28 protein-coding genes are annotated in these 26,875 nt (G+C 63.3%); 19 read left to right on the top strand and 9 right to left on the bottom strand.

Annotation, left to right across the window (positions count from 1 at the left end; all coding sequences use genetic code 11):
- Nucleotides 1–125: 125 nt before the first annotated feature.
- From pstB (QZX93_RS10110) to QZX93_RS10080, 7 genes are all read left to right on the top strand, one after another.
- Nucleotides 126–872 carry a phosphate ABC transporter ATP-binding protein PstB gene (gene pstB, locus QZX93_RS10110; protein ID WP_295389377.1) on the top strand — a complete coding sequence of 249 codons (747 nt, stop codon included), beginning with the start codon at nt 126–128 and terminating at the stop codon, nt 870–872.
- Nucleotides 872–1,621: a PhoU domain-containing protein gene (locus QZX93_RS10105; RefSeq protein WP_295389362.1), complete on the top strand. Its 750-nt coding sequence runs from the start codon at nt 872–874 to the stop codon at nt 1,619–1,621. The genes pstB (QZX93_RS10110) and QZX93_RS10105 overlap by 1 nt, the downstream gene beginning before the upstream one ends.
- 250 nt (nt 1,622–1,871) lie before the next feature.
- Entirely contained in the window at nt 1,872–2,555 is a 684-nt protein-coding gene (gene phoB, locus QZX93_RS10100) for a phosphate regulon transcriptional regulator PhoB (protein ID WP_295389360.1), read from the top strand.
- A gap of 165 nt (nt 2,556–2,720) precedes the next feature.
- Nucleotides 2,721–4,076 (top strand): phosphate regulon sensor histidine kinase PhoR, encoded by a 1,356-nt coding sequence (gene phoR / locus QZX93_RS10095; RefSeq protein ID WP_295389358.1) that lies wholly within the window; start codon nt 2,721–2,723, stop codon nt 4,074–4,076.
- Nucleotides 4,077–4,148: 72 nt separating this feature from the next.
- The gene (locus tag QZX93_RS10090; protein ID WP_295389357.1) at nt 4,149–4,271 is read left to right on the top strand and encodes a hypothetical protein; all 123 of its coding nucleotides are present in this window, start codon (nt 4,149–4,151) and stop codon (nt 4,269–4,271) included.
- 81 nt (nt 4,272–4,352) lie between these two features.
- Nucleotides 4,353–5,138, top strand: coding sequence for a hypothetical protein (locus tag QZX93_RS10085; RefSeq protein WP_295389355.1), 786 nt, complete (start codon nt 4,353–4,355; stop codon nt 5,136–5,138).
- A gap of 91 nt (nt 5,139–5,229) precedes the next feature.
- Nucleotides 5,230–5,772 (top strand): hypothetical protein, encoded by a 543-nt coding sequence (locus tag QZX93_RS10080; protein WP_295389353.1) that lies wholly within the window; start codon nt 5,230–5,232, stop codon nt 5,770–5,772.
- A gap of 28 nt (nt 5,773–5,800) precedes the next feature.
- Here the strand turns inward: QZX93_RS10080 and phoU are convergent, their stop codons facing one another.
- A complete protein-coding gene (gene phoU, locus QZX93_RS10075) occupies nt 5,801–6,376 on the bottom strand; it encodes a phosphate signaling complex protein PhoU (protein WP_295389351.1) in 576 nt (191 codons plus the stop codon).
- 15 nt (nt 6,377–6,391) lie between these two features.
- Nucleotides 6,392–6,754 (bottom strand): GtrA family protein, encoded by a 363-nt coding sequence (locus QZX93_RS10070; RefSeq protein ID WP_295389349.1) that lies wholly within the window; start codon nt 6,752–6,754, stop codon nt 6,392–6,394.
- A 345-nt stretch (nt 6,755–7,099) separates the two neighbouring features.
- Here QZX93_RS10070 and QZX93_RS10065 point away from each other — a divergent pair, with 345 nt between their 5' ends.
- The gene (locus QZX93_RS10065; RefSeq protein ID WP_295389348.1) at nt 7,100–7,831 is read left to right on the top strand and encodes a hypothetical protein; all 732 of its coding nucleotides are present in this window, start codon (nt 7,100–7,102) and stop codon (nt 7,829–7,831) included.
- Between the two features lie 218 nt (nt 7,832–8,049).
- Here QZX93_RS10065 and QZX93_RS10060 read toward each other — a convergent pair whose 3' ends face one another.
- Nucleotides 8,050–8,328, bottom strand: coding sequence for a hypothetical protein (locus tag QZX93_RS10060; RefSeq protein ID WP_295389346.1), 279 nt, complete (start codon nt 8,326–8,328; stop codon nt 8,050–8,052).
- 427 nt (nt 8,329–8,755) lie between these two features.
- On the opposite strand from QZX93_RS10060, the gene pstS reads away from it, so the two are divergent.
- From pstS to QZX93_RS10030, 6 genes are all read left to right on the top strand, one after another.
- Complete coding sequence (gene pstS / locus QZX93_RS10055) at nt 8,756–9,814, top strand: phosphate ABC transporter substrate-binding protein PstS (RefSeq protein ID WP_295389344.1); 1,059 nt, start codon at nt 8,756–8,758, stop codon at nt 9,812–9,814.
- Between the two features lie 5 nt (nt 9,815–9,819).
- Nucleotides 9,820–10,794 (top strand): phosphate ABC transporter permease subunit PstC, encoded by a 975-nt coding sequence (gene pstC / locus QZX93_RS10050; RefSeq protein ID WP_295389342.1) that lies wholly within the window; start codon nt 9,820–9,822, stop codon nt 10,792–10,794.
- Nucleotides 10,791–11,693 carry a phosphate ABC transporter permease PstA gene (pstA, locus tag QZX93_RS10045; RefSeq protein ID WP_295389340.1) on the top strand — a complete coding sequence of 301 codons (903 nt, stop codon included), beginning with the start codon at nt 10,791–10,793 and terminating at the stop codon, nt 11,691–11,693. Before pstC ends, pstA begins: the two co-directional genes overlap by 4 nt.
- 28 nt (nt 11,694–11,721) lie before the next feature.
- Nucleotides 11,722–12,546, top strand: coding sequence for a phosphate ABC transporter ATP-binding protein PstB (gene pstB, locus QZX93_RS10040; protein WP_295389338.1), 825 nt, complete (start codon nt 11,722–11,724; stop codon nt 12,544–12,546).
- 21 nt (nt 12,547–12,567) lie between these two features.
- Nucleotides 12,568–13,338 carry a hypothetical protein gene (locus tag QZX93_RS10035; RefSeq protein ID WP_295389336.1) on the top strand — a complete coding sequence of 257 codons (771 nt, stop codon included), beginning with the start codon at nt 12,568–12,570 and terminating at the stop codon, nt 13,336–13,338.
- Between the two features lie 67 nt (nt 13,339–13,405).
- Complete coding sequence (locus QZX93_RS10030) at nt 13,406–13,648, top strand: hypothetical protein (RefSeq protein WP_295389334.1); 243 nt, start codon at nt 13,406–13,408, stop codon at nt 13,646–13,648.
- A 329-nt stretch (nt 13,649–13,977) separates the two neighbouring features.
- Here the strand turns inward: QZX93_RS10030 and aspT are convergent, their stop codons facing one another.
- From aspT to QZX93_RS10015, 3 genes are all read right to left on the bottom strand, one after another.
- A complete protein-coding gene (gene aspT, locus QZX93_RS10025) occupies nt 13,978–15,681 on the bottom strand; it encodes an aspartate-alanine antiporter (RefSeq protein ID WP_295389332.1) in 1,704 nt (567 codons plus the stop codon).
- Between the two features lie 138 nt (nt 15,682–15,819).
- Nucleotides 15,820–17,409, bottom strand: a complete 1,590-nt coding sequence (locus QZX93_RS10020; protein WP_295389330.1) for a bifunctional aspartate transaminase/aspartate 4-decarboxylase — start codon at nt 17,407–17,409, stop codon at nt 15,820–15,822.
- The gene (locus QZX93_RS10015) at nt 17,406–18,161 is read right to left on the bottom strand and encodes a hypothetical protein (RefSeq protein WP_295389328.1); all 756 of its coding nucleotides are present in this window, start codon (nt 18,159–18,161) and stop codon (nt 17,406–17,408) included. Before QZX93_RS10015 ends, QZX93_RS10020 begins: the two co-directional genes overlap by 4 nt.
- A 412-nt stretch (nt 18,162–18,573) precedes the next feature.
- On the opposite strand from QZX93_RS10015, the gene QZX93_RS10010 reads away from it, so the two are divergent.
- From QZX93_RS10010 to QZX93_RS10000, 3 genes are all read left to right on the top strand, one after another.
- The gene (locus QZX93_RS10010; RefSeq protein WP_295389326.1) at nt 18,574–21,012 is read left to right on the top strand and encodes a response regulator; all 2,439 of its coding nucleotides are present in this window, start codon (nt 18,574–18,576) and stop codon (nt 21,010–21,012) included.
- Between the two features lie 151 nt (nt 21,013–21,163).
- Nucleotides 21,164–21,991, top strand: a complete 828-nt coding sequence (locus tag QZX93_RS10005; RefSeq protein ID WP_295389324.1) for an N-formylglutamate amidohydrolase — start codon at nt 21,164–21,166, stop codon at nt 21,989–21,991.
- Between the two features lie 131 nt (nt 21,992–22,122).
- Nucleotides 22,123–22,560, top strand: coding sequence for an EAL domain-containing protein (locus QZX93_RS10000; protein ID WP_295389322.1), 438 nt, complete (start codon nt 22,123–22,125; stop codon nt 22,558–22,560).
- On the opposite strand, the gene QZX93_RS09995 is transcribed toward QZX93_RS10000, so the two are convergent.
- Complete coding sequence (locus tag QZX93_RS09995) at nt 22,521–23,141, bottom strand: hypothetical protein (protein WP_295389320.1); 621 nt, start codon at nt 23,139–23,141, stop codon at nt 22,521–22,523. The genes QZX93_RS10000 and QZX93_RS09995 overlap by 40 nt on opposite strands.
- Nucleotides 23,142–23,474: 333 nt before the next feature.
- A complete protein-coding gene (locus tag QZX93_RS09990) occupies nt 23,475–23,816 on the bottom strand; it encodes a TraR/DksA C4-type zinc finger protein (RefSeq protein ID WP_295389318.1) in 342 nt (113 codons plus the stop codon).
- A gap of 177 nt (nt 23,817–23,993) precedes the next feature.
- Between QZX93_RS09990 and QZX93_RS09985 the strand changes: the two genes are divergently transcribed.
- Together QZX93_RS09985 and QZX93_RS09980 are read left to right on the top strand one after the other, a co-directional pair.
- A complete protein-coding gene (locus QZX93_RS09985) occupies nt 23,994–25,541 on the top strand; it encodes a CHAD domain-containing protein (protein ID WP_295389316.1) in 1,548 nt (515 codons plus the stop codon).
- 32 nt (nt 25,542–25,573) lie between these two features.
- Nucleotides 25,574–25,768 carry a hypothetical protein gene (locus QZX93_RS09980; protein WP_295394573.1) on the top strand — a complete coding sequence of 65 codons (195 nt, stop codon included), beginning with the start codon at nt 25,574–25,576 and terminating at the stop codon, nt 25,766–25,768.
- 20 nt (nt 25,769–25,788) lie between these two features.
- On the opposite strand, the gene QZX93_RS09975 is transcribed toward QZX93_RS09980, so the two are convergent.
- Nucleotides 25,789–26,604: an RMD1 family protein gene (locus QZX93_RS09975; RefSeq protein WP_295389314.1), complete on the bottom strand. Its 816-nt coding sequence runs from the start codon at nt 26,602–26,604 to the stop codon at nt 25,789–25,791.
- Between the last annotated feature and the right edge of the window lie 271 nt (nt 26,605–26,875).

Here is a 26,875-nt window from a genome sequence, read left to right as displayed (position 1 = left end):
GGTTAGTCATGAGTACATTAGCGAGCGAAATCGTGCGCGACACCAGTGCCATCACTGCGGCGGACCTGGCCCGCGGCGGGCGGGTGAGCGGCACTATCGGCGACATCACCACGCCGGACCCGCGCATGGTCTGCCGGGGCGTGAATGTTTGGTATGGCGCCAAACAGGCCATCAAGGAGGTGGGCCTGGACATCGGCAAGAACCAGGTGGTGGCGATGATCGGCCCCTCCGGCTGCGGCAAGTCCACCTTCCTGCGTTGTCTCAACCGAATGAACGACACCATCGACGGCTGCCGGGTGCAGGGCTCGATCCAACTCGATGGCCAAGAGATCTACGACAAGCGCGTGGACCCGGTGCCGTTGCGCGCCCAGGTCGGGATGGTCTTCCAGAAGCCCAACCCCTTCCCCAAATCGATTTATGAGAACGTCGCCTACGGACCACGGATTCATGGTCTCACCAACAGCAAGGCGGAATTGGACGCGCTGGTCGAGACCAGTCTGCGCAAGGCCGGCTTGTGGAACGAGGTCAAGGACCGGCTCGATCAACCCGGCACCGGGCTCTCGGGCGGGCAGCAACAGCGACTGTGCATCGCCCGCACCATCGCCGTCTCGCCGGAGGTGATCCTGATGGACGAGCCCTGCTCCGCGCTCGACCCCATCGCGACCGCCATCATCGAGGAGCTGATCGACGAGCTGCGCGAACAGTACGCCATTGCCATCGTCACCCACTCCATGCAGCAGGCCGCCCGCGTATCCCAGCGTACCGCCTATTTCCATTTGGGCGACCTGGTGGAGGTGGGTGAGACCAATCAGATCTTTACCAATCCCCGGCACCAATTGACTGAAGACTATATTACCGGGCGGTTCGGCTGATGACCGAGGCAGAAGGCCCGGTCGTCCGCACCAATCTGGTCAATGGACACACGGTTCGCGCCTATGACCGCGAACTGACGCGCCTGCGTGGCCTGATCATCGAGATGGGCGAGCGCGTGGTCGAACAGACGCAGGGCGCCGTCGCCGCACTCTTGGGGGAAGACCTGAGCAACGCCTATCGGGTGCTGGACCGGGAGCCGCAGATCGACTATCTGGCATTGGATGCCGACGAGGAGGTGTTCCGGGTCATCGCCCGTCGCCAGCCCACCGCCGTCGACCTGCGGGTCGTGTTGGCCCTGGCCCGGATCGCCGGCGAGGCCGAGCGCGCCGCCGACAAGGCCGCCCGGATCGCCCGCGGCACCCTGGATTTCCGGGCCGATGACACCGCCCTGCCGCCGTCGATCGGCGATGGCCTGCGCGCCCAAGGTGAACGGGTGTGCTGCGCCGTCCAGCGCAGTATCGCCGCCGTGGCGCAGTTCGACAGCGAACTCGCGCTCGTCATCTTTGAAAACGAACCCGGGCTGATCGAGGCCAGTCACACGGTCCATCTGGCACTGTGCTCCCCCGCGCAGACGCCACTGCCGCCGGCCAAGATCGGGGCGCTCTTCAACATCGCCCATGCACTGGAGCACATCGGCCGCCACGCCGGCGCCATCGCCGAACAGGTGATCTATGTCGCCGAGGGTCAGGACGTGCGCTTTCGCAACCGCGAGATCCTGATCGAAGCCCTCAGACACCGGCCCGGCTAGCCCAGATTGCTGACAAGTCTCACGCCATGGCGCCAAGATCGCCAAGAAAACAATCGATTAGTCGATAACGGGCTCCCGGATCGACGCGCTGACGAAATTGCCAACATTCATGATATTGCCTTCACACTTAGAACCTTGGCGTGCTTGGCGCCTTGGCGTGAGATATTCGGGCTAGAGCCCGGGTTAGCGTCGGCTCGCCTAGAATGCCGTCCGGCAACCAACCACACCGGACCTACCAGGACCCATCACCATGGCTACCATCCTTGTCGTCGACGACGAGCCGGACATCCGCGAGGTCATCCGCTTCGCCCTGGAGGGCGCGGGATTTCGCGTACTGGAGGCGGGGCACGCCGATGACGCGCGCCGCTGCCTCACCGCCGAGCAACCCGACCTGATCCTGCTCGACTGGATGCTCCCCGGGCGCTCCGGGCTGGAGCTCGCGCAGCAGCTCAAATTGAACCCCAAGACCCGCGCCATCCCCATCATCATGGTCAGCGCCCGCGGCGAGGAGCAGGACCGCATCCAGGGACTAGACACCGGGGCCGACGACTATATCGCCAAGCCATTTTCACCCCGCGAGATGGTCGCCCGGGTCAACGCCGTGCTGCGCCGCGCCCGGCCGGACGAGGCCGACGACATCGAGATCGCGGGCCTGCGCATCGACCATGTCAGCCGCCGCGTCAGCGCCGAGGGGCAACCGGTGGAGGTCGCGCCCACCGAGTATCGGCTACTGCACTTTTTCATGACCCACACCGACCGCGCCTTCAGCCGCTCACAGTTACTCGATCGGGTGTGGGGCGACCAGGTCTATGTGGAGGAGCGCACGGTCGACGTACACATCAGACGCCTACGCAAGACCCTGGAGAGCACCGGTCACGACCGCCTCTTGCAGACGGTGCGCGGGGTGGGATACCGGTTCTCCGAGAAGCCCTGACTCCAAGAGGATTATTTGTCCGCAAATGAACGCTAATGAACGCAAATAAGAAAGGAGCTGATAGGCATGCCAGTCTTGACTCTGATTTTATCCGGACATCATCCACCGGAGCCGCCCCCGCAATGAGTCTCTTCATTTGCCTTCATTAGCGTTCATTTGCGGACCATGATCTTTGAGTTCGCTGCACTCGCGCTCACGCTCGTCGTCGGGGCGGTACTGCTCCTGTTCGGCGCGGCGCCGGCCTGGGTCTGGCCGCTGGTGCCGCTGCCCTATGTCCTGCGCCATCTCTACCACCTGACGCGGCTGGCGCACCTGATCCGCCGCCGACAGCGCCTGACCGCGCCCTTCCCGCGCGGGCTCTGGGGCGAGGTGTATGGCAGCCTCGCGCGCTACCAGCAGCGCGGGCGCAAGGGGCGCAAGCGTCAGGTCCGCTTCAGCCGGCGCTTCCGCCAGGCCGCCGACGCGGTACCGGACGGACTGGTGATCCTGGACAAGCTGCAACGCATCGAGTGGGCCAATCCGGCCGCCGCCCCCTTGCTCGACGTCCACTGGCCGCGGGACGAGGGTCGACGGCTCTCGGAGCTGCTCGCCCAACCGGACCTCACACCCTTCATCGAGGTCGGCGAATATCTGCGCCCATTGGAGATCACCCCCGAGCACAACCGCGCGCTCATGGTCTCACTGCGCATTGCCCCCTTCGGCGAGCACAAGGGCGAGCGTCTGATCGTGGCGCGCGATATCACCAAGATCTATCACCTCAACATGATCCGACGCGATTTTGTGGCCAATGCCTCGCACGAATTACGCACCCCACTGACGGTCATCGCGGGCTTCCTGGAGAACCTGGCGGACGCCCCCGCCACCCCCACCGCCCACCGGCGACCGCTCTCACTCATGCAGCACCAGGCAAGCCGCATGAGCTCCATCATCGAGGACCTCCTGACCCTCTCGCGGCTGGAGATGGACGACCAGGACCGGGCGCAAGGGCCGGTGGATGTGGCCGCCGAACTGGAGCCCATCGTCCACGAGGCACAGGTGTTGAGCGAGGGCCGGCATCGCATCGAGTGCAGGGCAGAGGCGGACCTGCTACTGATCGGCAACCAGGTCGAGCTGCGCAGTGCCTTCTCCAACCTGATCCATAACGCCGTGCGACACACCCCACCCGGCACCCGTATCCGCATCCGCTGGAATCCGGACGCCAACGGGGCGCGGTTCAGCGTGACGGACGACGGCGAGGGCATCCCGCCTGAGCACCTGCCGCGACTCACCGAGCGCTTCTACCGAGTAGACCAGAGCCGCTCGCGCGCCGCCGGCGGCACCGGGCTCGGGCTCGCCATCGTCAAGCACGTACTCAACCGGCACGACGCGCACCTGCTGATCGCCAGCACACTCGGGAAGGGCTCACGCTTCACCTGCCAGTTCCCCGCCGCACGCGCACTGCTGCGCGCCCGCCCCCTGAGCGCGGCGGCCGAGGAGCGATACGCCCAGCACCCCGGCGCGCTTGTCAGCACGGCCACATGACCATCATCAAGTGCTCGCGGACTTGCAACATCGGTTCGGTATAGTCAATCCCACCCCAGGGAGAATCACGCCATGCCACTCACCAGTGTTGTCGACTATTTCAACATGGTCGAGTTCGGCCTGCACTTGCGAACCGGACGGCCGGCACCGCCCCAACGCCACCGACTCCTGAGCTCGGCCGAACTGCCGGGTTAAAGGCACGGCCGCAATATAGAGTCGGCACTTCACACCGCCAAGATCATAAAGATTATAGAGAACGGCAAGAGACTACCAAGCATGAAGCACAGCACCAAATCAGACACCAATAAAATGACCATCGGCCGCGACCAGACCAACCGACATCTCGCCGCCCCCATTACAATCAACGCAACCATCGCGGACGCCCAGATCGACGCGGTATTGAGTCGCTATGGTCTTGCGCTCGAGCGTGACGCGCGCTACCATAGCTATTTCTTCGATACCACGGCCCTGAGCTTGCTCAACGTCGGCGTCATCGCCCGGGCGCGCCGCATCAGCGGCGATGATCACGATAGCACGATCAAATTTCAGCCGATGGCGCTGGTGCCGGCCGAGGTGCCGGCCAGGTGGCGCGAGTACGACGGCTATCAGTTAGAGGCAGACGCCAGCGAGGCAGGCGTGAACAAGGCGGCATCATTGAGTATGCCGGTGCCCAAGGGCCTGATCAAGGATGTAGTGAGCGGCGAGAAGGGCATCGCCAAGCTATTCAGCCGGGAGCATCAAGCATTTCTCAGCGCGGTGGGCGGTCAACCCATCGACTATGGGTCATTGTGCGTCCTGGGCCCGGTGGATGGCCAGCGCTGGACGCTCGCCGACCCGGCCTGCCCCTGGCACATGACCGCCGAATTATGGCAACGCGCCGACCGGGCACGCCTGATGGAACTCGCCATCAAGGTCCCGCTGGCCCAGGCGGAGGCCGCCATCGCCGGCTTCCGGGCCTTCATACACATGGTCGGGGCCGAACGGAACATGAAACACCATACCAAGATGCGCTGGGCGCTGGGGCATGACCTCACAGCGGTACACAGGCAGGCCGCAGCCTGAACCCATGATCCGCTCTTGACCAGCGGCAAGCAATGCCGCTGGGGTGCTAGAATCGCTCACCCATCCATAGGCACCATTAAGGATGCTCACCGTGAAGACCACCGTCGCCCAACCTGAGACCAAGAAAGAGACCACCAAGCGCGATCACATAGGCCGGCAACCGACCGACACGATCACGCTCAAGGCGAGCATCGCGAACTCCATGATCGATGGGGTACTGAACCGCTATGGACTCACCGTCGACAGTGATGCCCCAAGTCACATCTATTTTTTCGACACCCCGGACCTCACCCTACTCAAGGCGGGGATCATCGCCCGGGCGCGCCGTATCAGCGGCGCCGATCACGACAGCACGGTCAAGTTTAATCCGGTGGTCGCGGCCGACATACCGGCCATGTGGCGCGAATGCGACGGCTTCCAGTTGGAGCGCGACTTGAGCGAGACGGGCACAATCACATCGGCCTCACTCACGGTGCCCGTGAGCAAGGGCACGATCAAACAGGTAGTGACCGGCGAAAAAGGCATCGCCAAGTTGTTCAGCGCAGACCAAGACCCGCTGGATATTGAGTCACTACGTCAAGGCGCCGTCTACAGAGACCGCGGCCTGAACTCACCACCTGCGGCTTGGCCATGAATCGGATCGCGCAACGCAGTCGCCGGAGTCAATCGAGATCGGGCGTGTCACCAGTGGCGATATAGACCACCCGCTCGGCGATATTGGTCGCACGGTCGGCGACACGCTCATAATGGTGCGCAATCCAGGAGAGTGCCATACCGGGCGCTGCCGCCTCCGGCTCGATGAGAATCAGCCCCACAATCGCCTCGATCATCGCCCGCTGGAGGGCGTCGACCTGGTCATCCCGGGCCGCGACCGCCCTGGCCGCCGCCGCATCGCCACGTCCATAGGACCCCATGGCATCGCTCAACATGGCCGTAGCGGCCTCGCCCATGGCGGCGACGTGCTCGACCAAGACGGCTGGGAACTCCTCTTCCGGGTGGATGAGCAGAATCCCGGCAACATCCGCCGCGTAATCGCCGATCCGCTCCAGCTCCGCGACCATTTCCATTGATGCCCCGATCATGCGCAGGTCCTGACCCGCCGGCTGATAGGCCGCCAACACCAGCAGCGCCTCTTGCTCCAACAGCCGACGCTGCCGATTGATTGCCGCATCGCCGGCAACCGTCTCCCGGGCCAGACCAAGATCATGCCCAAGCAGCGCGTCCAGCGACTGTCGCAAGGCCGCATCGACCCCTCAGTGTTTCCCTGCCACCTTGAAATTCACATACAAATTCATGCCATAATTCCACAGCCCCACAATGCTGGCGACGATGACCCGGGCGGGAAGATAAGGAAGGTGAAACAACTCCACTAACACCACCATCAACCCGGTGACTGCCACCATACCGGCGCCGGCGATGAGGATAAAGATGCCGTAACCGGCATGCACCGAACGCAAGGTGCCAGTGAAGACGAAGCGCCGACTGACAAAATAATTGATTGAAACCGCGATACTGAACGCCAAGGCCGTCGCCCCGACATAATAGATCTCAAAATAATCGATCAACAGATACAGTAGCAACAGATCGAGGAGAAACGTCGTGCCGCCGACAGTCACGTATTTTAGAAATCGTATCAAGCCTTTCACTTGGCACCAGCGACAATGAAGAGTCAAGAGTGGAACTCGGGAGCGCATGATGCACGACAAGGGCTTATCATGCCAGCGGTGGATACCGGCGGCCGCGCGCCCGTTTTCGGGCGGGGGCACAGCCTTTCGCCAGCCTGTCCCAGTAGAGCATTTTGGCCTCTGTGGCGCTCGGCGATGTCGACCCCTGGTCCAAGGGCAGTTCCATCAGGTCCGGCATGCCGCACCGGCCACGGCACTCGTTTCTGCATAAATCAGCCCCAGATTGCACTCACCGCGTCAATACCCACACCAACACCAAAGCTTAAGGAGCCTGTGATGAAATGGTCAACAACAACCCTATCGGCCCTGTTCCTGACCACCGCCGTGCCGCTCCTGGCCGGCACCTTCGACACGGCCGGGGTCGCCATTGCCGGCTCGGCGCCGGTGGAGCGCATCCTCAATTGCGACTTAGCGAAGACCTCGTTCAAGGGCTCTAACGAGGGCTGGTTCAGCAGCGCCGACAAGTCAGTGGAATCCACCTGCCTGGCTGGCGACACCGCACTCAATTTCTCCGCCGGTGCCGACAATTGGCCCAAGCTGCTGCAATTGGCCGGCCGGCCGGTCGTCGTCAAGCTGGCCCAAAACAAGGGACTGGTCAAGGGCGCCAAGACCGATTGGGTCTTGATGGACATCACCAGCAAGGCCGTGCCCAAGGCGAACCCAACCAAGATTTGCGGCGATGATAAGGCACCGAAGGAGTTCAAAGAGGTCTGGTCCCATGGCTACCGCGTCGGTGAGGCGGTCGACGTCTGGGCCGGCGGCGCGCGCGTCAAGGACGCCCAATGGAGCGGCCCACAAAAGGGACATAAGGATGACTGGTATGCCGATGTTCGGCTTTCGCGCAGCCATAACGCGCAATGGGCGCCGGAAGGATCGGTGCGCTTCGCAAGCGTTTGCGCGGCGTCCCATGAGGCCATTGCGGCCGCCGGCAAACCGCTGATCTTCATCTACGATCAGGGCAGCGAGGACCCTGAGTATGCGATTGTCGAGGTCTATGCAATGGACTAACGGCCATGGCGCCCGCACTACCCCGCAAGATGAAAGTGGCGGGCGCCTTGGCGATTCATCCTAGAAAGAGCAGTTCTCACACGGAGACACAAAGATCACAAAGATTTTCAACGGGATATATTGATCGAGGGAGTCGCCTGCATGGTGATCGGCCCAACAGTGCCAATGATGTGTTTTTCTTTGTGTTCTTTGTGTCTCCGTGTGAGCGATTGCCGGATTTAGGTGGATGCGTCAAGCCCCTTCCGCTCGGCCATCCGCCGGGCGTCGTCGATCGCCTGAGCGGGCGGCAGGGGCCAGACCCCATCCACGGCAACCGGGTTCGGGCCGAAGCCGGGGAGGTCATCGGCTGGCTCCAAGGCGCCGTCGCGCTGCACGAGGAAGAGCCCCTCGGGGCCGCCCGCGGCGCAACGCACGATGATCCGTGAGGTTTCCAGCTCTTCGCCATACTGCGCCTCGAAGACGTAAATCTGACCGTCAATCACACATTCATAGGCCATGTCGGTTCGGTTCTCGTGGTGTTGGGGCCAAGGACCAGCCGGGAGACGGGCATTTTATTCTAAATCCGGGAATTGCTCACGCCAAGGCGCCAAGCTCGCCAAGACATACAATCGGGTAGAGACACTATTCGGATCACCCTCCGGGTGGCCAGCGCAACGCTGGTAACGCATTGAAAAGCCTTGGCGAGCTTGGCGCCTTGGCGTGACAACCGCTCGCTTTTGGTTTATTGCAGCACCCCCTCGTTCTGGTCCGGGTCCGAGGCCGCACTATACACCGCCGTAGCTGCGTTTCTCCCCCGCGGCGCGGTCACACAAACGGTCACACAATCGTCATGCAACGTTCATCAATGTATCCAACTCGTCCGCGATACTGTCACCCACCGGTTCGATCAGCCACCGAACTATCCACAGTTTGAGGAAGTCAGCAATGCGCAAATCGCCCCTCTTGAAGACCGCGGTCGCCGCGGGCTTTGCCGCCCTGTTCGCCATCTCCGCCCAGGCCGGCACCGAGGTCAAGCTCAACGGCTCGGGCGCGAGCTTCCCCTTCCCGATCTATTCCAAGTGGTTCAAGGACTTCAGCGCCGCCACCAAGGAGGTCCGGATCGACTATCAATCCAAGGGCAGCGGCGCCGGCATCCAGGACCTGATCAACGGCACCGTCGACTTCGCCGCCTCCGACGCGGCCATGAATGCCGCAGAACAGGCCAAGGTCAAGCAGGGAGTAGTGCTGCTGCCGATGACCGCCGGCGAGATCGTGCTGATCTACAACCTCAAGGGCGTGAAAAACCTCAAGCTGTCGCGCGAGGCCTACGCCGGTATCTTCAGCGGCACGATCACCAAATGGAATGACCCGGCGATCGCCGCCGCCAACAAGGGCGCGGCCCTGCCCGACAAACCCATCACCGTCGTGACCCGCTCCGACTCCTCCGGCACCTCCTATGTCTTCACCGGGCACCTGGCCGCCATCAGCGACGGCTTCAAGAGCGCCGTCGGCCAGAGCAAGTCGCCGCAGTGGCCGAACAACGGCAAGTTCATCGCCGCGCCCAAGAACGACGGGGTGACCTCCCAGGTCCAGCAGAACGAAGGGGCCATCGGTTATGTCGAGTACGGCTATGCCAAGTTGACCGGCTGGAAGCAGATCGCCGAGTTGGAGAACAAGTCCGGCAAGTTCGTTGCCGCCGGACCCGCGGGCGGTGCCGCGGCCCTGGCCGCCGCCGAGTTCCCGCAAGGCACCCTCCCCGGGAGCGACGCGCCCAACCTGATCGCCTGGGTGTGGGACCCGGCCGGGGAGCAGTCCTACCCGATCGCCACCTTCACCTGGATGCTGTTCTATAAGGACCAGGACGACGCCAAGGCGGAGGCCCTGCGCAAGATGGTGAAGTACGGCGCCACCGAGGGCCAGAAGATCGCCGACTCGATGGGCTACATCCCGCTGCCCGCGAACGTGGTGCAGAAGGTCCTGGCCGCGTCCGCCTTCATCAAGTAACGGCCATGACCAATATGTTTGAGGCGGCGGACTCAGTGAGCCCGATTTCGGGTCCGCCGCGCGCGCTGGAGTACGCCAACGACCGCATCTTCCGCGGCATCGCCTGGACCAGCGCCTTTCTGGTCATCGCCCTCACCGGCTTCATCCTGTGGGAGGTGGGGCGTCAGGCCGCCCCCGCCATCCAGGCCTACGGGCTCGGCTTCATCACCGGGACCGAATGGAACGTCAACCAGGGCGAGTTCGGGGTGCTGCCCGAGATCTGGGGCACCCTCTATTCCTCCCTGCTAGCGCTGGCCCTGGGCGGGCTCTTCGGCATCGCCATCGCCATCTTCTTGACCCAGGACTTCATCCATCACCGTCTCGCCATGATCTTTCGCACGGTCATCGAGATGTTGGCTGCCATCCCCTCGGTGGTCTTCGGCCTGTGGGGTATCTATATCCTGATCCCGCTGCTGAAACCCGGTGCCGAGTGGCTACACGACCAACTGGGCTGGTTCCCGCTCTTCAGCACCGACCTGGCCGGCCCGGGGATGGCCCCCGCCGCCCTGGTGCTCGCGATCATGATCCTGCCGACGGTCGCCGCCATCACGGTGGACGCCTTCCATCGCATCCCCTACAAGATCAAGGAGGCCGCCTACGGGATGGGGACCACCCGCTGGGAGGCGATCCTCAAGGTCATGGTGCCGACCGCCTCCTCCGGCATCCTGGCCGCCCTGGTCCTGGGCTTCGGCCGCGCCCTGGGCGAGACCATGGCGCTCGCCATGCTGATCGGCAACGCCAACCAGATCAGCCTGTCGCTCTTCTCGCCAGCCAACACCCTCGCCTCCCTGCTCGCCTCGACCTTCCCGGAGGCCGGCCACCTGGAGGTGCAGGCCCTGATGTATGCCGCCCTGGTGCTGCTCGCCATCACCTTCCTGGTCAACGTGATGGGACAGATGGTCCAGCAGTACACCATCCGCAAGTTCGAGGGCAAGCGATGAACACCGTCGACCTGACCGTGGACGAGGCCGAGCGCCCGCTCCCCCAACTGGCACGCCAGGGCCTGGAGGTGCGCGCACTCAAAAGCGGCATCCTCACCGGGCTCACCTGGTTGACCGCAGCGCTCGCCGCCATTCCGCTGATCTCAGTGATCTACATGCTCCTGATGCAGGGCGGCGCCCGGCTATTCGGGACCGGGGTCGTCGAGGTCCTGACCGGACTGCCCCCCGCCGGCTTCGAGCAGGGTGGCGGCATCGGACCCGCGATCGTCGGGACCTTGGCGATGGTCGGCATCGCCTCGCTCATCAGCATCCCGCTCGGGATCCTCGCCGCCATCTACAACGGCGTGCTGGAACCCCGCAGTTGGACCGCCAACACCTCGCGGTTCCTGGCCAAGGTGCTGACCGGGGTGCCATCCATCATGGCCGGCGTGTTCGTCTACGCGGTGTTGGTCGCGCACTGGGGCTACTCGGCCTGGGCGGGCGGCCTTGCGCTGGCGGTGTTGATGCTGCGCACCGTAGTGCTGGCCGCCGAGGAGGCCATGGCCCAGGTGCCCCAGCGCATGAAGGACGCCGCCTATGGCATGGGCTGCACCCGCACCCAGGTGATCTGGAAGGTCGTCCTGCCCACCGGGTTGCCGGGCATCCTCACCGGCGTCCTGCTGGCGGTGGCCGGGGCCGCGGGGGAGTCCGCACCGCTGCTGTTCACGGCGCTCTTCAGCAACTATTACATTTCCCAGTTGTCGGAGCCGACCGCCTCGCTCTCGATCCTGATCTATAACTTCTCGGGGATGCCGTTCCCCAATCAGATCGAGCTCGCCTGGACGGCCTCGTTGGTGTTGGTGCTGATGGTGCTGGGATTCAACATCCTGGCGCGCCTGATCGGCCAGCCCAAGGTCTGATTTCACTGACTCTCAAGGTATTTGACCCATGAACGCAGCAGCAGAGACGATGTTCGTCGCCGCGCCCTATCAGGCGGCGGGTAAGGTCGTCATCGAGTGCAATGTCGCGAAAATCTTCTACGGCGATTTCCTCGCGGTACGCGACAGCCAGGTGCCCATCGAGAAGCGGAAGATCACCGGCTTTATCGGCCCGTCGGGCTGCGGCAAGTCGACGGTGCTGCGCAGCCTCAACCGGATGAACGACCTGATCTCGATCTTCCGCTTCGAGGGCAACGTGATGTATCACGGCCAGGACGTCTATGCCAAGAAGGTGGACCCGGTGCTCGTGCGCCGCTATATCGGCATGGTCTTCCAGCAGCCCAACCCCTTCTCGATGAGCGTCTACGACAACGTGGCCTTCGGTCTGCGGCTCAACCGCTACAAGGGCGATATGGACGAGCGGGTGGAGAAGGCCTTGAAGCGCGCCGCGCTCTGGAAGGAGGTCAAGGACAAGCTCAAGAACAGCGGGCTCTCACTCTCCGGCGGTCAACAACAGCGCCTGTGCATCGCGCGCGCGATCGCCACCGAACCCGATGTCCTGCTGATGGACGAGCCCTGTTCGGCGCTGGACCCCATCGCCACCCGCCAGGTGGAGGAATTGATGCTGGAGCTCAAGGAGCGTTATACCCTGGCGCTCGTCACCCATAACATGCAGCAGGCGACCCGCGTGGCGGATACCACCGCCTTCTTCTCGGTGGACATCTCCAAGGGCGGGCGCACCGGCTATCTGGTCGAGATGGGCCCCACCGAGCAGATCTTCCAGAACCCCAGGGAGACGCTCACCAAAGAATATATCTCCGGCGAGTTCAGTTGATCCGATCCGGACCGCGTCTGCATGGAAGGCACCATCGGTCCTAGCGGGGGCTTGAGCCCAACACCCGGGCGTCCCATCGCTGCACGCCCGGCCCCGGCCCCGGACCCGACCAAGGCTGAGTCCAAGCGCAATACGCAGGGAGGCATACGCTTCGATCTCCCCGCCATTGAGCAATCACTGCGCGCGGTGCAGCGCGACTTCAAGCGGATCAATGCGACCCTGGAAACCCGCCGCGACCCGCTCCGCGATCAGGTCATCAGCAACCTGATGACGGGTTATGCCTATCTGGACCGTTTGCTCGCACAGGGCCGCAACCCACTCACGCCAGGCAACTCCGCCGACCTGCTGCAACTCAATCACTTGGTCCTGTGTGGGACGGACCAGGCGGCCATCAAGGACGCTGCCAAACACATCGCGGAGACCGAGGCGCGCTTCTATAACGACGGCCCCGGCGGGGTCAGGGAGCTGATGAACTGGCTCGATTCTCATCGCGACCAGCCCATCTGGCGCCAGACCGCATGCGCCTACATCCAGATAATGAGCCGGCCACAGCTCTTCATCGAGGGCAATCACCGCACCGGCGCCCTGATCATGAGCGCCATGCTGGCGCGCAACGGCAAGCCCCCCTTCGTATTGACGGTGAACAACGCCAAGGCCTATTTCGACCCCTCCACGCTCGCCAAGGAGTCGCGCAAGCATAGCCTCCAACTGTTTCTGCGCCGACCCAAACTCTGTAAGCGACTCGGCGAGCTCCTCAAGAGCGAGGCGGATTGGGGCTTCTTGCTGCCATAATGAGTTCCCGGCTCCAGTCTGAGCATCACACCCGATCCTCCGGCTCACCGCGACCAGAGAATACACCATGACCCCCATAGAGAAGGTGGAAGCACTCTACGACGACCTCGTCGCCTGGTACGGCGATGGCCAGGATCGCGAAACCCGGGCGGCCGCCAAGCTGCTACTGGTCGCGCTACTCAAGCTCAAGGAACATGGCGGGTTCGGTTGGCAGGGACTCGTCGAGGACTATGTGCTCATGCTCAAAAACGACCCCGAGCGCTATCAGAGCGTGCTCGACGCCAACCGCGGAGAGCGCAGAGGGGCGTGATGAACGATCCTTCTCATACCCGAGCCCTGAGGCTGTGAAAGTATTCGCAAACCGCCCTGCGTCGCCCGGATGGAGCGCGAAAGCAATCCGGGCGCAGCCCCGCGGGACGCCGAACGATTGGCCTTGATCATAACTCCGGCCAGCGAGGATCGATCCGCACAGCGGACCCTACGGTTTGCGCCGCGCCCGTAGGGTCCGCTGTGCGGACCAACGACCTCGCCGTTAACACGATGGCCGGGATTATGACCGAGGCCGAAAGAGCAGTGATTTACCGTAGAACCCAGGATTGCCCTGCACTCCATCCAGGCTACAGGAAACTGCTCGGTGGGTCACAGGATCGACACGATCAGCGCCCCCCACACCGTGAGCAGCACATTGCCGATGGCGTAGGGCACGGTATAGCCGATCACCGGCACCCCGCTGTGCGCGTCTTCGCGCACCGTATTCAGCGCGGCGGTGCAGGTGCCGGCACCGGTCATCGCCCCGAGCAGCAGGGCGGGGTTGAGCTTGAGGACATACAGACCAAACAGCCAGGTCAGGAGGTGCGGGATCAGGGTGAGGCTGACACCGGCGAGGAAGATGGTCGCGCCGGCCTGTTGTACGGCCTCCAGCGCCCGTGGTCCAGCGGACAGGCCGACACAGGCGATAAATAGATTTAGCCCCAAATCCATGAAGACCCATTGTGCCGGCGCCGGAATCTGGCCCCAGGTGGGCCTGACCGAGCGTAGCCAGCCAAAGAAGATACCGGCCACCAACACACCGCCGCCGACCCCCAGCGTGATCGGTATGCCACCGACGTTGATTGCCAACAGGCCCACCAAGGTGCCGAGCATGATACCAGCGCCGACCGCGACCAGATCGGTCGACTGAATGGCGCGTTCCGGATAGCCGATCCGCTTGATCAGGGTCTCGACATCCTTGCGGGCACCGATCACCTCAACGATGTCCCCGCGATAGAGCGTGAGTCCATTGTTGAGCGGGAGGGCATGGCCTTGGCGCGTCACCCGACGAATGAAGCAGCCATCCGCATCCTGCGCGAAGACCTCAGCCAGGGTCTTGCCATCCAATGCCTTGTTGGTCAAGCAGATGCCAATGATCTCGCCGAGCATGCCCTTGACCATGTCGTCGTTGACCTCCGGGCCGATCTTCTGGCAGGCGCCATAGATGCGGCGGCGGTAACCGCTCAGGACCACCAGATCGCCGGCCTCGACGATCATGTCGGTGGTGACCTGGTCGAGGACCTGCCCACCCTTCTTGATCATGTCGATGGCCACGCGCTCGGGAAATTGGGCCTCCACCTCGCGCACGCTCTTGCCGATGATGTCCGCGTTGTCGACACGATAGACCCGCGGCGAGATCAGATTCGACCAGTGGAATGCCTCCGTGGAGTCTTCATCCTCTCCCCCACCGAGTTCCGCCTCGGCTTGGCGCGCGGCGGCCGGCAGGTCGATCCGCCACAGGCGCGGCAGAAGTTTTAACAACAGGATCAGGCCCGCCGTGCCGAAGATATAGGTCACCGCATAGGCGACTGCGACATCGGAGCGCAGATTCATGTCCGCCACCACACTCCCATTGGCGAGGTGCTGCAGGGCGCTGTCGGCAGTGCCAATCACCGAGGATTGCGTCAAGGCGCCGGCGAGGATGCCACCGGCATAGCCGCCGTTCAGTCCAAACGCCTTTGCCAGCGCGATGGCGGCGATCAGTGCGGTGACGCAAAAAAAGACCGCAAGCGTTACATACTTAACGCCGCCGCGTTTGAGCCCGCCGATGAAGTCTGGGCCGACCTTATAGCCGATGGCAAAAATGAAGAGCCCGAAGGACACGGTCTTGATCACACCCAACTGGAGCTCTGTGTGCCGTAGCGTCAGCGCCCCGAGCAGGATGGCGACCAGCAACACGCTGGTGGTGGAACCAAGCGCAAAGCCGCCGATCTTGACCTTTCCAATCGCATAGCCAGCCGCCAGCGCGGCAAACAGCAGAAGCGATGGATTCGCCCGGCAGACATCAATGATTGCTAGAATGAGTTCTTGCATGTTGGCATCCGTTTTTTGGATTGGTCCAAGCGTCAGGACCGAGCACAAGCCGCTGATCTTCTTGCACCCTCCCCCCATGTGGGGGAGGGTTGGGGTGGGGGGACTACGAGTATGGTTTCTGGCGGCACCCGCTGGCCATCATTGCGCCGCCGCCCATTCCTTTCTGTAATCCTCCAGTAGCTCGCTGATGGCGCGGCCGATGTTCTCATAGTCGGCCTTGACCAGGTTGGCCAAGGACACCCGCACGGACATCTCAGGGGCATCGAAACCGCCGCCGTCCATCAACACCACTTCCTTCTCCGCGGCGAGCCGCCAAACGAAATCGATCGCCTCGTGGCTGGAGGTCAGCCAGGTCGCGAAGGCTTCGCCAAAGCGCTGGCGCGCCAGTCTGGGTATATCGATGGTGGTGTAGTAACGCGAGCAGGATGCGGTGTCTGGAGCCGGCTCGCCGAGCGCGGCATACAGGGCATCAAAGCGTTCGCGCACGATGTCGTGGGCCTCCTTGCGATACAACTTGCTCTCGTCGAGCAACTCCTGAAGCGCAAAGAAGGCCATCATCACCTGCTGCGGTGTGGACAGACCGGCGGTGTGGTTCAGTGCCACCGCGCGGCTGTCCGAGACCAACCGGTCGATGAGTTTAAGCCCATCCGGATCGGTGCTGATCGAGCCATAGCGTTGGTGCAATTGCTTGCGCCGCGCGGCCGGCAACGCGGCAATCAGCTCGTCCAAAACGTTGTCCTGATAGATGCCGATCACACCCAGCCGCCAGCCGGTGGCGCCGAAATACTTCGAGAACGAATAGACCAGAATGGTATTGCGTGGCGCAATCGCCACCAGTGACTTGAAGCCATCCACGAATGTGCCATAGACATCATCGGTGAGGAGGATCAGGTCGGGGCGTGTGGTCTTCACGAGCTCGGCGATGCGTTGCAGCGATGCCGGGGCAATGCTCACGGACGGCGGATTGGACGGGTTGACCAGGAAGAAGGCCTTGACCGCGGGGTCTTCAAGCTTGGCGAGTTCCGCGTCCGGGTATTGCCAGTCGTTGTCCTCATCCATTTTGACCTCGAGTACGACCAGTTCGTAGTCGTTCAAGACCGGTATTTCCAGGTACGGGGTAAAGATCGGCGTGCCGATCGCAATCTTATCGCCCGCGTTGAGGAGCCCGTTCTCCTTCAGGGTGTTGAAGGTATAAGTCATCGCCGCCGTGCCGCCCTCGGTCACGAACAGGTCCATGGTTCCGGCCGGCGGCGCGCCGTCGCACATCGTCAGATCCAGATAGGCACGCACGATCTCCTGGGTATGGGTCAGCACGCGATCCGGGACCGGATAATGGTCGCCGAGGATGGCGTCGACCATCTCACCGGCGAAGGCGTCGCCATCCATACCAAGCCGGCCGACGGCAAATTGATAGGCGTCCGCGAGGAACTGCGCGCCCCGCTGCTCGGCGTGGAAGCGACAGAAGGCCTGGAGCCGCTGACCCATGCCCGCCGGGGCCGGCGCGCCCGCCATACCGGGCCGACTCATGACCCTGCGCCCCTCCTCCAGCGCGAAGGTGCCGAACAAGAAATAACCCTCGCGGGCCTCGGTGGCCACCCAGTTCGGATTGCCGCGCCCGGCGTTGAGCATCATTTTCTCATGGCGGCTGCTGGCCATGGCGATCAGCTTGTTCTTGAGTTCGAACGGGCTCAACGATTCATAGGCCTTTTCTTGCTGTGCATTGTTCATTCTTGCTTCTCCCGTTGTGAGTTGCCGAATTCATAGCCGCTATCTATCCAGGCCGCTTTCATAACCGGGTTCAAGGCGAGGTAGGCGTCCACCCTTTGTTTGGGCACCTCGTTGAAAGGGCAGGAGAAATTAACGCACCTGTTGCAGGCCTTGGCCCAGAGAATCAAAAAGAACTGAACACCGGAGACGATCGTGGCGAAACAAGCGCCAATCATACCCAGCAGGGCAACCAGACCGAATTCAGAATAGTTGGCGGTGATATGGTAAATGCCGTACCCCGCCCACCCCACCGGCCAGACGTAAGGAAGGCCGAAAAGCAAATAGGTCACGACGAATTTTTCCCACCCTTGCAACGGCCTGGGGCTGTATTTCCACCACTTTGGCCAGTACCTCAGGGCCCAGCAGGTCAGCGTCTTGCCATTGTCGGTAAAGAAAGGGCAGTGCCGACAGAGAACGAGGGTCTCCAGCCCCAACGGCCAAATAATAACCAGCCAGGCGAATATGGCCATTCCCCACCAATTGCCGGTAGCCACCCCCACCAGAACCAAAGTGAAGGTCATTATAAGTGCCGGAGGTATTTGGACGACGCCCATCAGAAAGCTATATTCGCCGGCATCCCATCGGCAGGCCAGCGAGCCATGCAGCTTGCAGCCTTTGTCCCGACAGTTTGAATCGGACAGCCAGGTACAGGCAATGCTGGCATTGTTGTTGACTGTTGCTTGCTCTTTTCCTTCGGTTTCTTGGTTCATCATGCCCTCTTCTCTGTTTGCGGTTTGGCTCCGTATTCCAGGGATAGTTTAGGTGCGACCAATCTTGGAGAATTAAGGAAAAAAATTAACATAAGCGGTATGCTGGATCGATTCTAGTCCCGGGTTTTTGGCGAACGCAAGGCTTTTTCGCACATCGCTGCCGACGGCGGGCTCCCCGAGGAGAAGGCGCCACCGATGGTTTTGTGGCGGAGCCCCGGACCCGGACGCCCTGCCATCCGCGATGCACCCCGCCTTCGCCGGTTTCGCAGGGCCGCGACCGCCTGCAGGGCAAATGCCCTTGCCCCGCGCCACGCACACGCCTAAGATCGGCACCCCACCCGACCTTAGGTGGTGTAATTTCTTGATCCCTCAGGATTCGGCCGCGCGCCGCCGTCTCCGTCATAACCGGCACACCATGCATATCCGCACCAAACTCGCAGTCGGGCTGATCTGCGTCCTCATCGTCAATCTGGCCGCCAGCCTGTTCGGGTTCTACCTGTTGCGCCAGGCCGCCGACCGGGAGTCGCAGGTGCGCGACACCAGCGAGGCCATCGTCACCACCGCACTCTCGGCCCAGGTCCATTTCAAGAAGCAGGTCCAAGAGTGGAAAAACATCCTGCTGCGGGGGCAGGAACCGGGGCTCTTCGATACCTATCTCGGTCAATTCGAGCAGGAGGAGGCACACACGCGCGAGACACTGGATCAGCTGATCCGGTTACTCACCGCGAGCGGGCAGTCGCACCGCATCACCAGCCGCTTCCTGGAGGCGCATCGGCGCCTCGGTGAGGACTATCGCGCGGCGCTCAAGTCCTATCGCGCGCAGGACCCGACGTCACAATCGGAAGTCGATCGGCTGGTGCGCAGCATCGACCGGGAACCGACCGACCTGCTCGACCAGGTTGTGACCGCGGCGCTGGCCCGCAAACAGACGAGCCTGAGCGGGATCGAGCGCTCGACCCGTGCCCTGGAGCGCGAAATCCTGGGCGCGATGGTCGCGATCATGAGCATCGCCGTCTTCTTTCTACTCTGGCTGGTCGACCGCAGCATCGCCCGGCCCATCGCGATGGCCACGGCGATCGCCCGCCGGGTCAGTACCGGCGATTTCTCCACCCCCATCCAGACGGGCGGAGTCGACGAACCCGCCCAGATGCTGGCCGCACTCAAGACGATGCAAGAGAGCCTGACCAACTCCCAGGCGAGTCTGCGCCAGAGCGAAGCGCGCGCCCGCCTGCTGCTGGAATCGACCGGCGAGGGCATCTATGGGGTCGACGCGGATGGGCTCTGCACCTTTTGCAACCCGGCCGCCGCGCGGATGCTCGGCTACCGCACGCCGCGCGAGCTGCATGGCCTGCACATGCACGAGACGGTGCATCACTCGCAGGCCGACGGCGCCCAGTATCCGGCCAACCGCTGCCAGGCCACCCGGACCTATCGCGAGGGCATCGCCGCCCGGGTCGATGACGAGGTATTCTGGCGTGCGGACGGCAGCTATTTCGCGGTCGACTACCATGCCAACCCCATCCATCAGGATGGCCGGCTGGTGGGTGCGGTCGTCACCTTCTCGGACAGCACCGCCCGCAAGGAGGCCGAGGCGGCCTTACGCACGGCGCACGACGCCCTGACACAGGAGCGCTCACAACTGGCCGAACGGGTGCGCCGCCGCACCCTGGCACTGGATCGCGCCAATGCGCAACTGGCCCGCACAGCCCAGGCCAAGGATGAGTTTCTCGCGGCCATGAGCCATGAGCTGCGCACCCCGCTCACCTCCATCCTCGGGCTGTCGGAGACCATGGGCGACGGTCTGCTCGGTGCCTTGAGCCCGCAGCAGGACAAGGCCGTCCATACCATCCACGAAAACGGCGCCCATCTGCTCGAGCTCATTAATGACATCCTGGACATGTCGCGGGTGGCCTCCGGGCAGATGCAACTGTGCTGGGATCAGGTGCCGGTGGGCCAGCTCTGTGACGCCAGTTTGCGGCTGATCGGACCCGCGGCGAAAGGCAAAGGGCTGAGCGTCTCGACCACCCTCGACCCCCAGGCGCATCTGGTGCGCGGCGACAGCCGCCGACTCAAACAGATGCTGGTCAATCTGCTGGGCAACGCGGTCAAGTTCACGCCGGCGGGCGGCTCGATCGGGCTGGAGGTCACCGCCGACGCTGCGCGGCACGAGCTGCGGATCGGCATCTGGGATACCGGTGTGGGCATCCCGTCGGACCAGTTTGAGCGACTGTTTCAGCCCTTCGTCCAGTTGGACAGCCGCCCCGCGCGCCAGTATGACGGCAGTGGGCTCGGCCTGGCGCTTGCCGCGGGGATGGCCGAACTGCACCAGGGCCGGATCGAGGTCCAGAGCGAGGTCGGGCACGGGAGTCGGTTCGAGATCGTCCTGCCCTGGGACGCCGAGCTCCAGAGCGCCGACCAGCTCCGGCAGGACCCGGACCCAGTGGGCGACCTGCAGACTCAGTCCGAGCCGTTGCAGCGACCCTGCGTCCTCGTGGTCGAGGACAATGACAGCAACCTGGACCTATTGTCCACCTATCTGCGGATCAGGGGCTGCGAGGTCCTCGCCGCCCGCTGCGGCAGCGCCGCCATCGCACTGGCCCAGGGGCAACGCCCGGACCTGATCCTGATGGATGTGCAGATGCCCGAGATGGACGGACTGGAGACCACCCGGCGGCTGCGTGCGGAACCGGCACTGCGACGCACCCCGATCATCGCACTCACGGCGCTCGCCATGCCGGGCGACCGGGAACACTGCCTGGACGCCAGCATGGATGACTATCTGAGCAAGCCCATCGGGCTCAAAGAATTGTATGACGCGATCAGGCACTGGATCAGTCGTACGCGCACCGTTTGAGAAACGGCCGAGTGGTTAACCTTAAACAAACGGTCACGGCACCCGTCTAAGCTTGGATCATTCGTTGGCCCATCGCGGCGCCGACTGGTCGGGTAACCCTTGGCCGGAGCCGCGTCTTCGCTGCGCATTAACTGTTATGGGGAAGCGATCCGTGAGCCAGCCATTCGACATCCCGGCCTTCGATTACCAGGAGGGCCGCATCCCAGTCCTGCTTGAGCTCCCTCATGGGGGCCATCTCACTCCGCCCGAGGTCAAACCGTACTTACACCCCATGTTTACTCCGGGGGATCGCCGGGAGGACTCAGATGAGTTTACCGACGAGCTCTATCTGGGGCTGCCCGCCGCGCCCCATGTGCTGCGCTTCATGAGCTGGCGCGCCCACGCGGACCCCAACCGTTTGTGCGACGACCTCGATGCAGATGGAACAGTCAAGACCCTGACCAGCCTGGGAGTCAAGATCTATCAGTCCGATCGCGGTCTCCCTGCCCCGGTGCGGCAGCAGGTCATCGACCGCTACATCCGGCCCCATCGCGGCCGACTCGCCGAACTGGTGGCCAGCCCCGCCATCGAAAAGGTCGCTTTCTGCCACACCATGCCCGGGATCGGCACCCGGGGCGCCGCGGATAAGGGACAGTTGCGCCCGCTCTTCGTGTTTGGCAATGCCGGCGACCAAACGGGCAAGCCGTCAAACGACTGCTTTGCCGAGCACGCACTGCTGCTTACCCTAGCCGAGATCGTGGAAACGAGCATCGGCGACCTGGACGTGGAATTCAACTTCTGCGACGTGATCCGCTTCAATCATCCTTACACCGGCAATCATTCATTGAAGCGTTTTGAACCGACAGACCTGCGCGGCAAGCAACCACTCACTATCGAAATCAACCGCGACCTGATCCTGCACAACCCGGACAACATTGCGCCCACGCGCGCCATCGTCAACCGCCTGGTCTTGGCCCTGGCGCAGTGGCAGCGGGACTGATCCGATCGGCCAGATCGCCGAAGGTCGCGCGCCGCTTGACGATCAAACCGCAGCACCATGAGCAGTCCCAAGGACCAGGCCGGCGGTGGCGGGGGTTGGGGTTGGCACGCCTTTAAACGATCGCCTTGGTCATGGTTGCGTCATCTGGCCCCGTCATCCTGTCTTTCAAACGAACCATGGGATTTGAGATTGCCATCGACGACCTTGACGAAGGCTTCTCAGGGCTGCGCCTATGGTCTGAAATTCGCCCGGACTATGTCAAGATTGATCAGCACTTTATCCACAATATCCACCTCGACCCGGTCAAGCTACAATTCGTTCGCTCGATCCAGGCAATCGCCGCCAAGGCCGGCGCAAAGATCATTGCCGAAGGTATCGAGTCGTCGGCGGAACTGAGTGTCATCCGCGACCTGGGCATTGCTTATGGTCAGGGTTACTTCATCGCCCGGCCAACCGCAGCGCCGTCCCGAGAGATCTCGGAATCCATCGGGTTATTATATTCCGGACCATCACCCTGCGCGCGCCATGCCTATTGCTGGACAGGTTGCTCGCAGGGATCCCTGATGTGATCTGACTCTGCCACCAACAACATCAATGCGCTGCCCGGGATGGCCTTGGCCTGCTTCTTGGCGACAGAGGCCAACCGCGAGATGGCGAGTGGGCTGTTGGCCTGGGATGAACCACTGGCATCACCCCCAACCGCCACTGCACCAATGGAGAGACAGACCAAGGATTGGAATTCGGGAACGCCTTTGCGATTTTCGGCGATATGGCCGCCGCGCTCAATGTCGTCCGGACTGAAGAAACGACGCACCTCATGATCAAAACGCGCCAGCGCGTCAATGCAGCAGGCACGCCAATCCGAGCGACGCAACACCAGGATGAAATCGTCCCCACCGATATGACCGATGAAGTCCATCTCGGGGTTGGCTGTGACGATGAGTCCGCCGGCAAGATAGCTTGGGCTACCCTCGCTGACCAGCCGACTGAGCGCCGGGAGCGTGATGGCATGATCGACGATCAAGGCGTCCCGATCCATGAGCAGGCGACACGGCTTGCGCCCATAGAGTTCGGCCCGATAAGGCTGGGCGAAGTTGTCGATCATAGCGGCCCGGGTGATCATCCCCACCGGCACGCCCTCGGTCACCACCGGCACCATCTCCAGCGCCGGGTCGGCCTTGAAGCGGCCGACACATCGGCATTGGAGGTATGCGGCGACACCGGCCCCACCGGTCGCAAGATTACGCTGTCACCCAGAGGCTGGTCGCCGGAAGGATGAGAGCGCGTCGTGGAGTGTTCCGGCGCGATGGCACGCAGGGCCTCCGCCGACGGGGTCTTGGAGGGCCGCGAGACCGGTCGTGCGATCAATAGCCCCTGGCCATACTCCAGACCGATGGCCTTGAGACACCGCAGCTCGGCGACTGACTCAGTGGAACAGTCGACATGCGTTCCATCCTGAGCACGTTAGTCCGCGCATTGCGCCCTAATCTTTAACCCGCCGCCGGCGCCCAGTGCCCATCGCCGATGAGACACCGAACACTTGTCCGGGCGTTGCGGATAAGGCGGGGCCTGCCATGTGGCTGGTGCGGAATCGGGTCGCGGACAACGTGCTTGCCTGGCGCTCTTCGTCATCCTGGCAGACCGCGCAGCGGGTGGCGGTTGGCACCACCACTAAGCGCTGATCTGGAATGCGCTCGCCACAATCGATACAGTATTCCCGACCGACCGTCAGACCGGCGTGTTTGCGAATCGCTGCAATGGCCAGCTCAGTCACCTGGTCGATACGAAACTGCGCCAGATCAAGTTCGTCAGCGAAGCGTTCCAAGGTTGTCGCCTCCAGATGAGTCGTCACTTGTCAGGATCATCGCAGACGAATATGACAGCCGCATGACTCAGCGGACCCGGCGGGAGACGCTGAATCGACTGACAACACTTTATGCTAGACTGCCCTGGTGCGTCGTACCGCCGCCGTTGACGGCACCACCGAAAGATTGTCATCAAAATGAAATATTGGGTTTCAGACCTGGCCGGAATCGCGACGATCGCGCCCTTGGTGCAAGGACAGTGGCGACTGACGCAGCCGACTGCCGAGACCCTGCATCGAACCTATTTCGATACCTTCGACTGGTCGGTCTACCTGACCGGCGCCACCCTGGAATGGCGCAGCACGGCACTGCCGCCGGTCCTGATCTGGAGCGACCTTGAGCGCGCCGACGACGCACTGATACAGGTCGCACCCCGGGAGCCCGCCTTCCCCGCGGACCTGCCCCCCGGACCGGTACAGGCACGGTTGATCGAGACCACGTCATGTCGACGGTTGTTGCCTCTCATGGGAATCCATTCCCGGATCAGGCACTTTGACCTGAGCAACCATCACGACAAGACAGTTGCCCGGTTGACGATCGAGGAATCCAGCTTCAACGACCCGCGCGGCGGCAGCGCCGGCGACCTGCGACCGCGTCTACAGGTCGTCGCGGTGCGCGGTTGCGCGCGCGAGGCCGCGATCTTGCAGGAGGCACTGGCCGGCGCTGCGGGACTGGAGCCCTTGGATTCGCCCCTCTTGCTGGAGGCCCTGGCCGCCGCCGGGCGGCGACCCGTGGATTACAGCTCCAAGCTGGATTACCGTCTCGACCCGACCGCACGCGCGGATCGGGTCGCCCAAGAGATCCTGCTTGGACTGCTGAACACCCTGGAGGCCAATCTGGACGGGGCGCGGGCCAACCTTGACTCAGAGTTCTTACACGATCTACGGGTCGCAACCCGACGCACCCGTGCGGCCCTGGCCCAAATCCGCGGGGTCTTTCCCGCCGACCGGGTGGCACGCTTCCGGGAGGAGTTCGCCTGGCTGCAACTGGTCACCGGCCCCATCCGCGACCTCGACGTCTACCTGCTCGATTTCGACACCTATCAGCGGGATCTACCCAGCCAGTTGGGCGCCGACCTCGAACCATTGCGCGCGTTCCTGCATTCGCGCTATCAGTGCGAACGGGACCTGCTCGTCCAGGCACTCGCATCGACCCGCTTTACCCAACTGTGCAGCGACTGGCGGGCCTTTCTGGAGGCGCCCGTGGCGGCGGCGACCCCGCATGGCGCCGGCCCGATCAAGGACCTGGCAGATCGGCGAGTTTGGGCCATGGCAAAGCGCGTGCGGCGCGAGGGCCGCGCAATCCGCACCGACTCGCCCCCCGCAGACCTGCACGAACTGCGCAAGAGCTGCAAGAAACTGCGTTACCTCATTGAGTTTTTCCAGAGCCTCTACCCCAAGGACGAGACCCGCGCCGTGATCGCGCGAATGAAGGTCCTGCTCGACAACCTCGGCGGCTATCAGGACCTGGCGGTGCAGGCAGTGCATCTGCGTGCGATGGCGCAACGCATGCGTGATGCGGACCAGGCACCCACCGAGACCCTGCTGGCCATGGGCGCCCTGATCGGCGACCTACTCGCCCGTCAGCAACAGGCCCGAGCGGCGTTCGATCAGGTGTTCGATGGATTCCAGGGCAAGGGTAACCGACGCATCTTGCGCGCCCTGTTTCGACCCGCACGCACGTAGTGCGTTGGACATCTTGGCGTGACTTCTCAACAATGCCATTCGCCCACAATTATCCCTTCGATCCCACCTACGGCTACAGCCTGGACGGCTTGCGCGCGGTGACACCGCCGCCCGAGCCCGCCGATTTCGGCCTTGATCGTCGTTCCGGCCACCCCGAGGCCGGAGTCCAAGGCTTCAGCCTTGGCTGGACAAGGACCAAGGCTGAAGCCTTGGACTCCAGAATATAGCGGACTGACGTTCAAGGCCCTCAGCCGCCCGCCCCCCGTCCGAACAACTGATAGAGCGTCAGGACGATCTCGAACAGGATCAGGATCGTGATGTACCACTCCACCCGCGCCGAGCGCTTGGTCTGGAGGAGATCGAGCAGGGTGCCGGCAGTGTCGTGGATGACGGTGAGTTTACGTTCCAGGGCGATTTGACGCTCGCGGACCTCGAACTCCGCCTCCAAGCCGAGGAACAGGCGCTCCAGGTCCGGCCGCTCCCAGATCACCTCGGGTTTGTCGCCGACCTCGGCCCGCCCGACCAGGCGGTGCTGAATCAGCAGGGTCTCGCCGATATGGCGGATCAGGCCGCGGGCGCGCCGCGCCCCGCGGCCATGCCGATGCAGCTCCTCGGCCAAGGGCTCGATGCGGTCGAAGGCGCGGGCCACCTGGGCCTCCTGGTCCGCCAGCAACACGCTCTTGCCCAGCACGTCCGCCACGATCTGCAGGCGTGCCGCGTCGGTGTCGCAGAGGATCAGCCGGTCGCGCTCCATCTGGTCGCCGCGGGTGCTGTCGATGACGATGTCGAGCGTCTCGGTCTCGGGCGTCGTCAGGGGTTCGCGGACGCAGGGGGCCAGCAGTTGCAGGAACGACGCCTCCGCGTCGGGGGACACGTCGAACAGTACCGCCGCGCCGTAGCGCATCAGCACCGCCCAACCGCCGCCGCTCACCGCAACCGCCAGCGGAGTCAGGGCCAGCGGCTCGATGTGTGTGAGGTGGCGCAGATCCAGGCGGCGGCCCAACAGTAAGGCGCGGGCGTTGGCGGTCGGCGCGTCCGGCGCGATGGCGTTCATCAATGGCATCTGGTGTCTCTCCGGCTGGTCCGGGCAGTGTGCCACCGCGGGGCCGCGGCGGTAAACCGAAACCCGGGAATGGCTCACGCCAAGGCGCCAAGCTCGCCAAGAAATACCGTCGGGTAGAGCCACGATCCAGATCGGCCTTGATCATCGTTCCGGCCACCCCCGGTTACGCCGCCACCAGCAGGAGCGCGGACGACTTGGGCGGACGGGGCCGTCGGCGCGCTGGTGACGGAGGCAACGGCATGCGCTGGAGCACCTGCGCGAACAGCGTTTC

Source organism: uncultured Thiodictyon sp. (assembly GCF_903946935.1).
GTDB lineage: Bacteria > Pseudomonadota > Gammaproteobacteria > Chromatiales > Chromatiaceae > Thiodictyon.
This window is presented reverse-complemented; position numbering and strand designations above follow the sequence as displayed.

Bases quoted from the DNA above. Each gene is read 5' to 3' on its own strand.
- pstB (WP_295389377.1), top strand. From the start codon at position 126: ATGGTCTGCCGGGGCGTGAATGTTTGGTATGGCGCCAAACAGGCCATC.
- QZX93_RS10105 (WP_295389362.1), top strand. From the start codon at position 872: ATGACCGAGGCAGAAGGCCCGGTCGTCCGCACCAATCTGGTCAATGGA.
- phoB (WP_295389360.1), top strand. From the start codon at position 1,872: ATGGCTACCATCCTTGTCGTCGACGACGAGCCGGACATCCGCGAGGTC.
- phoR (WP_295389358.1), top strand. From the start codon at position 2,721: ATGATCTTTGAGTTCGCTGCACTCGCGCTCACGCTCGTCGTCGGGGCG.
- QZX93_RS10090 (WP_295389357.1), top strand. From the start codon at position 4,149: ATGCCACTCACCAGTGTTGTCGACTATTTCAACATGGTCGAGTTCGGC.
- QZX93_RS10085 (WP_295389355.1), top strand. From the start codon at position 4,353: ATGAAGCACAGCACCAAATCAGACACCAATAAAATGACCATCGGCCGC.
- QZX93_RS10065 (WP_295389348.1), top strand. From the start codon at position 7,100: ATGAAATGGTCAACAACAACCCTATCGGCCCTGTTCCTGACCACCGCC.
- QZX93_RS10060 (WP_295389346.1), bottom strand. From the start codon at position 8,328: ATGGCCTATGAATGTGTGATTGACGGTCAGATTTACGTCTTCGAGGCG.
- pstS (WP_295389344.1), top strand. From the start codon at position 8,756: ATGCGCAAATCGCCCCTCTTGAAGACCGCGGTCGCCGCGGGCTTTGCC.
- pstC (WP_295389342.1), top strand. From the start codon at position 9,820: ATGACCAATATGTTTGAGGCGGCGGACTCAGTGAGCCCGATTTCGGGT.
- pstA (WP_295389340.1), top strand. From the start codon at position 10,791: ATGAACACCGTCGACCTGACCGTGGACGAGGCCGAGCGCCCGCTCCCC.
- pstB (WP_295389338.1), top strand. From the start codon at position 11,722: ATGAACGCAGCAGCAGAGACGATGTTCGTCGCCGCGCCCTATCAGGCG.
- QZX93_RS10035 (WP_295389336.1), top strand. From the start codon at position 12,568: ATGGAAGGCACCATCGGTCCTAGCGGGGGCTTGAGCCCAACACCCGGG.
- QZX93_RS10030 (WP_295389334.1), top strand. From the start codon at position 13,406: ATGACCCCCATAGAGAAGGTGGAAGCACTCTACGACGACCTCGTCGCC.
- aspT (WP_295389332.1), bottom strand. From the start codon at position 15,681: ATGCAAGAACTCATTCTAGCAATCATTGATGTCTGCCGGGCGAATCCA.
- QZX93_RS10020 (WP_295389330.1), bottom strand. From the start codon at position 17,409: ATGAACAATGCACAGCAAGAAAAGGCCTATGAATCGTTGAGCCCGTTC.
- QZX93_RS10015 (WP_295389328.1), bottom strand. From the start codon at position 18,161: ATGATGAACCAAGAAACCGAAGGAAAAGAGCAAGCAACAGTCAACAAC.
- QZX93_RS10010 (WP_295389326.1), top strand. From the start codon at position 18,574: ATGCATATCCGCACCAAACTCGCAGTCGGGCTGATCTGCGTCCTCATC.
- QZX93_RS10000 (WP_295389322.1), top strand. From the start codon at position 22,123: ATGGTTGCGTCATCTGGCCCCGTCATCCTGTCTTTCAAACGAACCATG.
- QZX93_RS09985 (WP_295389316.1), top strand. From the start codon at position 23,994: ATGAAATATTGGGTTTCAGACCTGGCCGGAATCGCGACGATCGCGCCC.
- QZX93_RS09980 (WP_295394573.1), top strand. From the start codon at position 25,574: ATGCCATTCGCCCACAATTATCCCTTCGATCCCACCTACGGCTACAGC.
- QZX93_RS09975 (WP_295389314.1), bottom strand. From the start codon at position 26,604: ATGCCATTGATGAACGCCATCGCGCCGGACGCGCCGACCGCCAACGCC.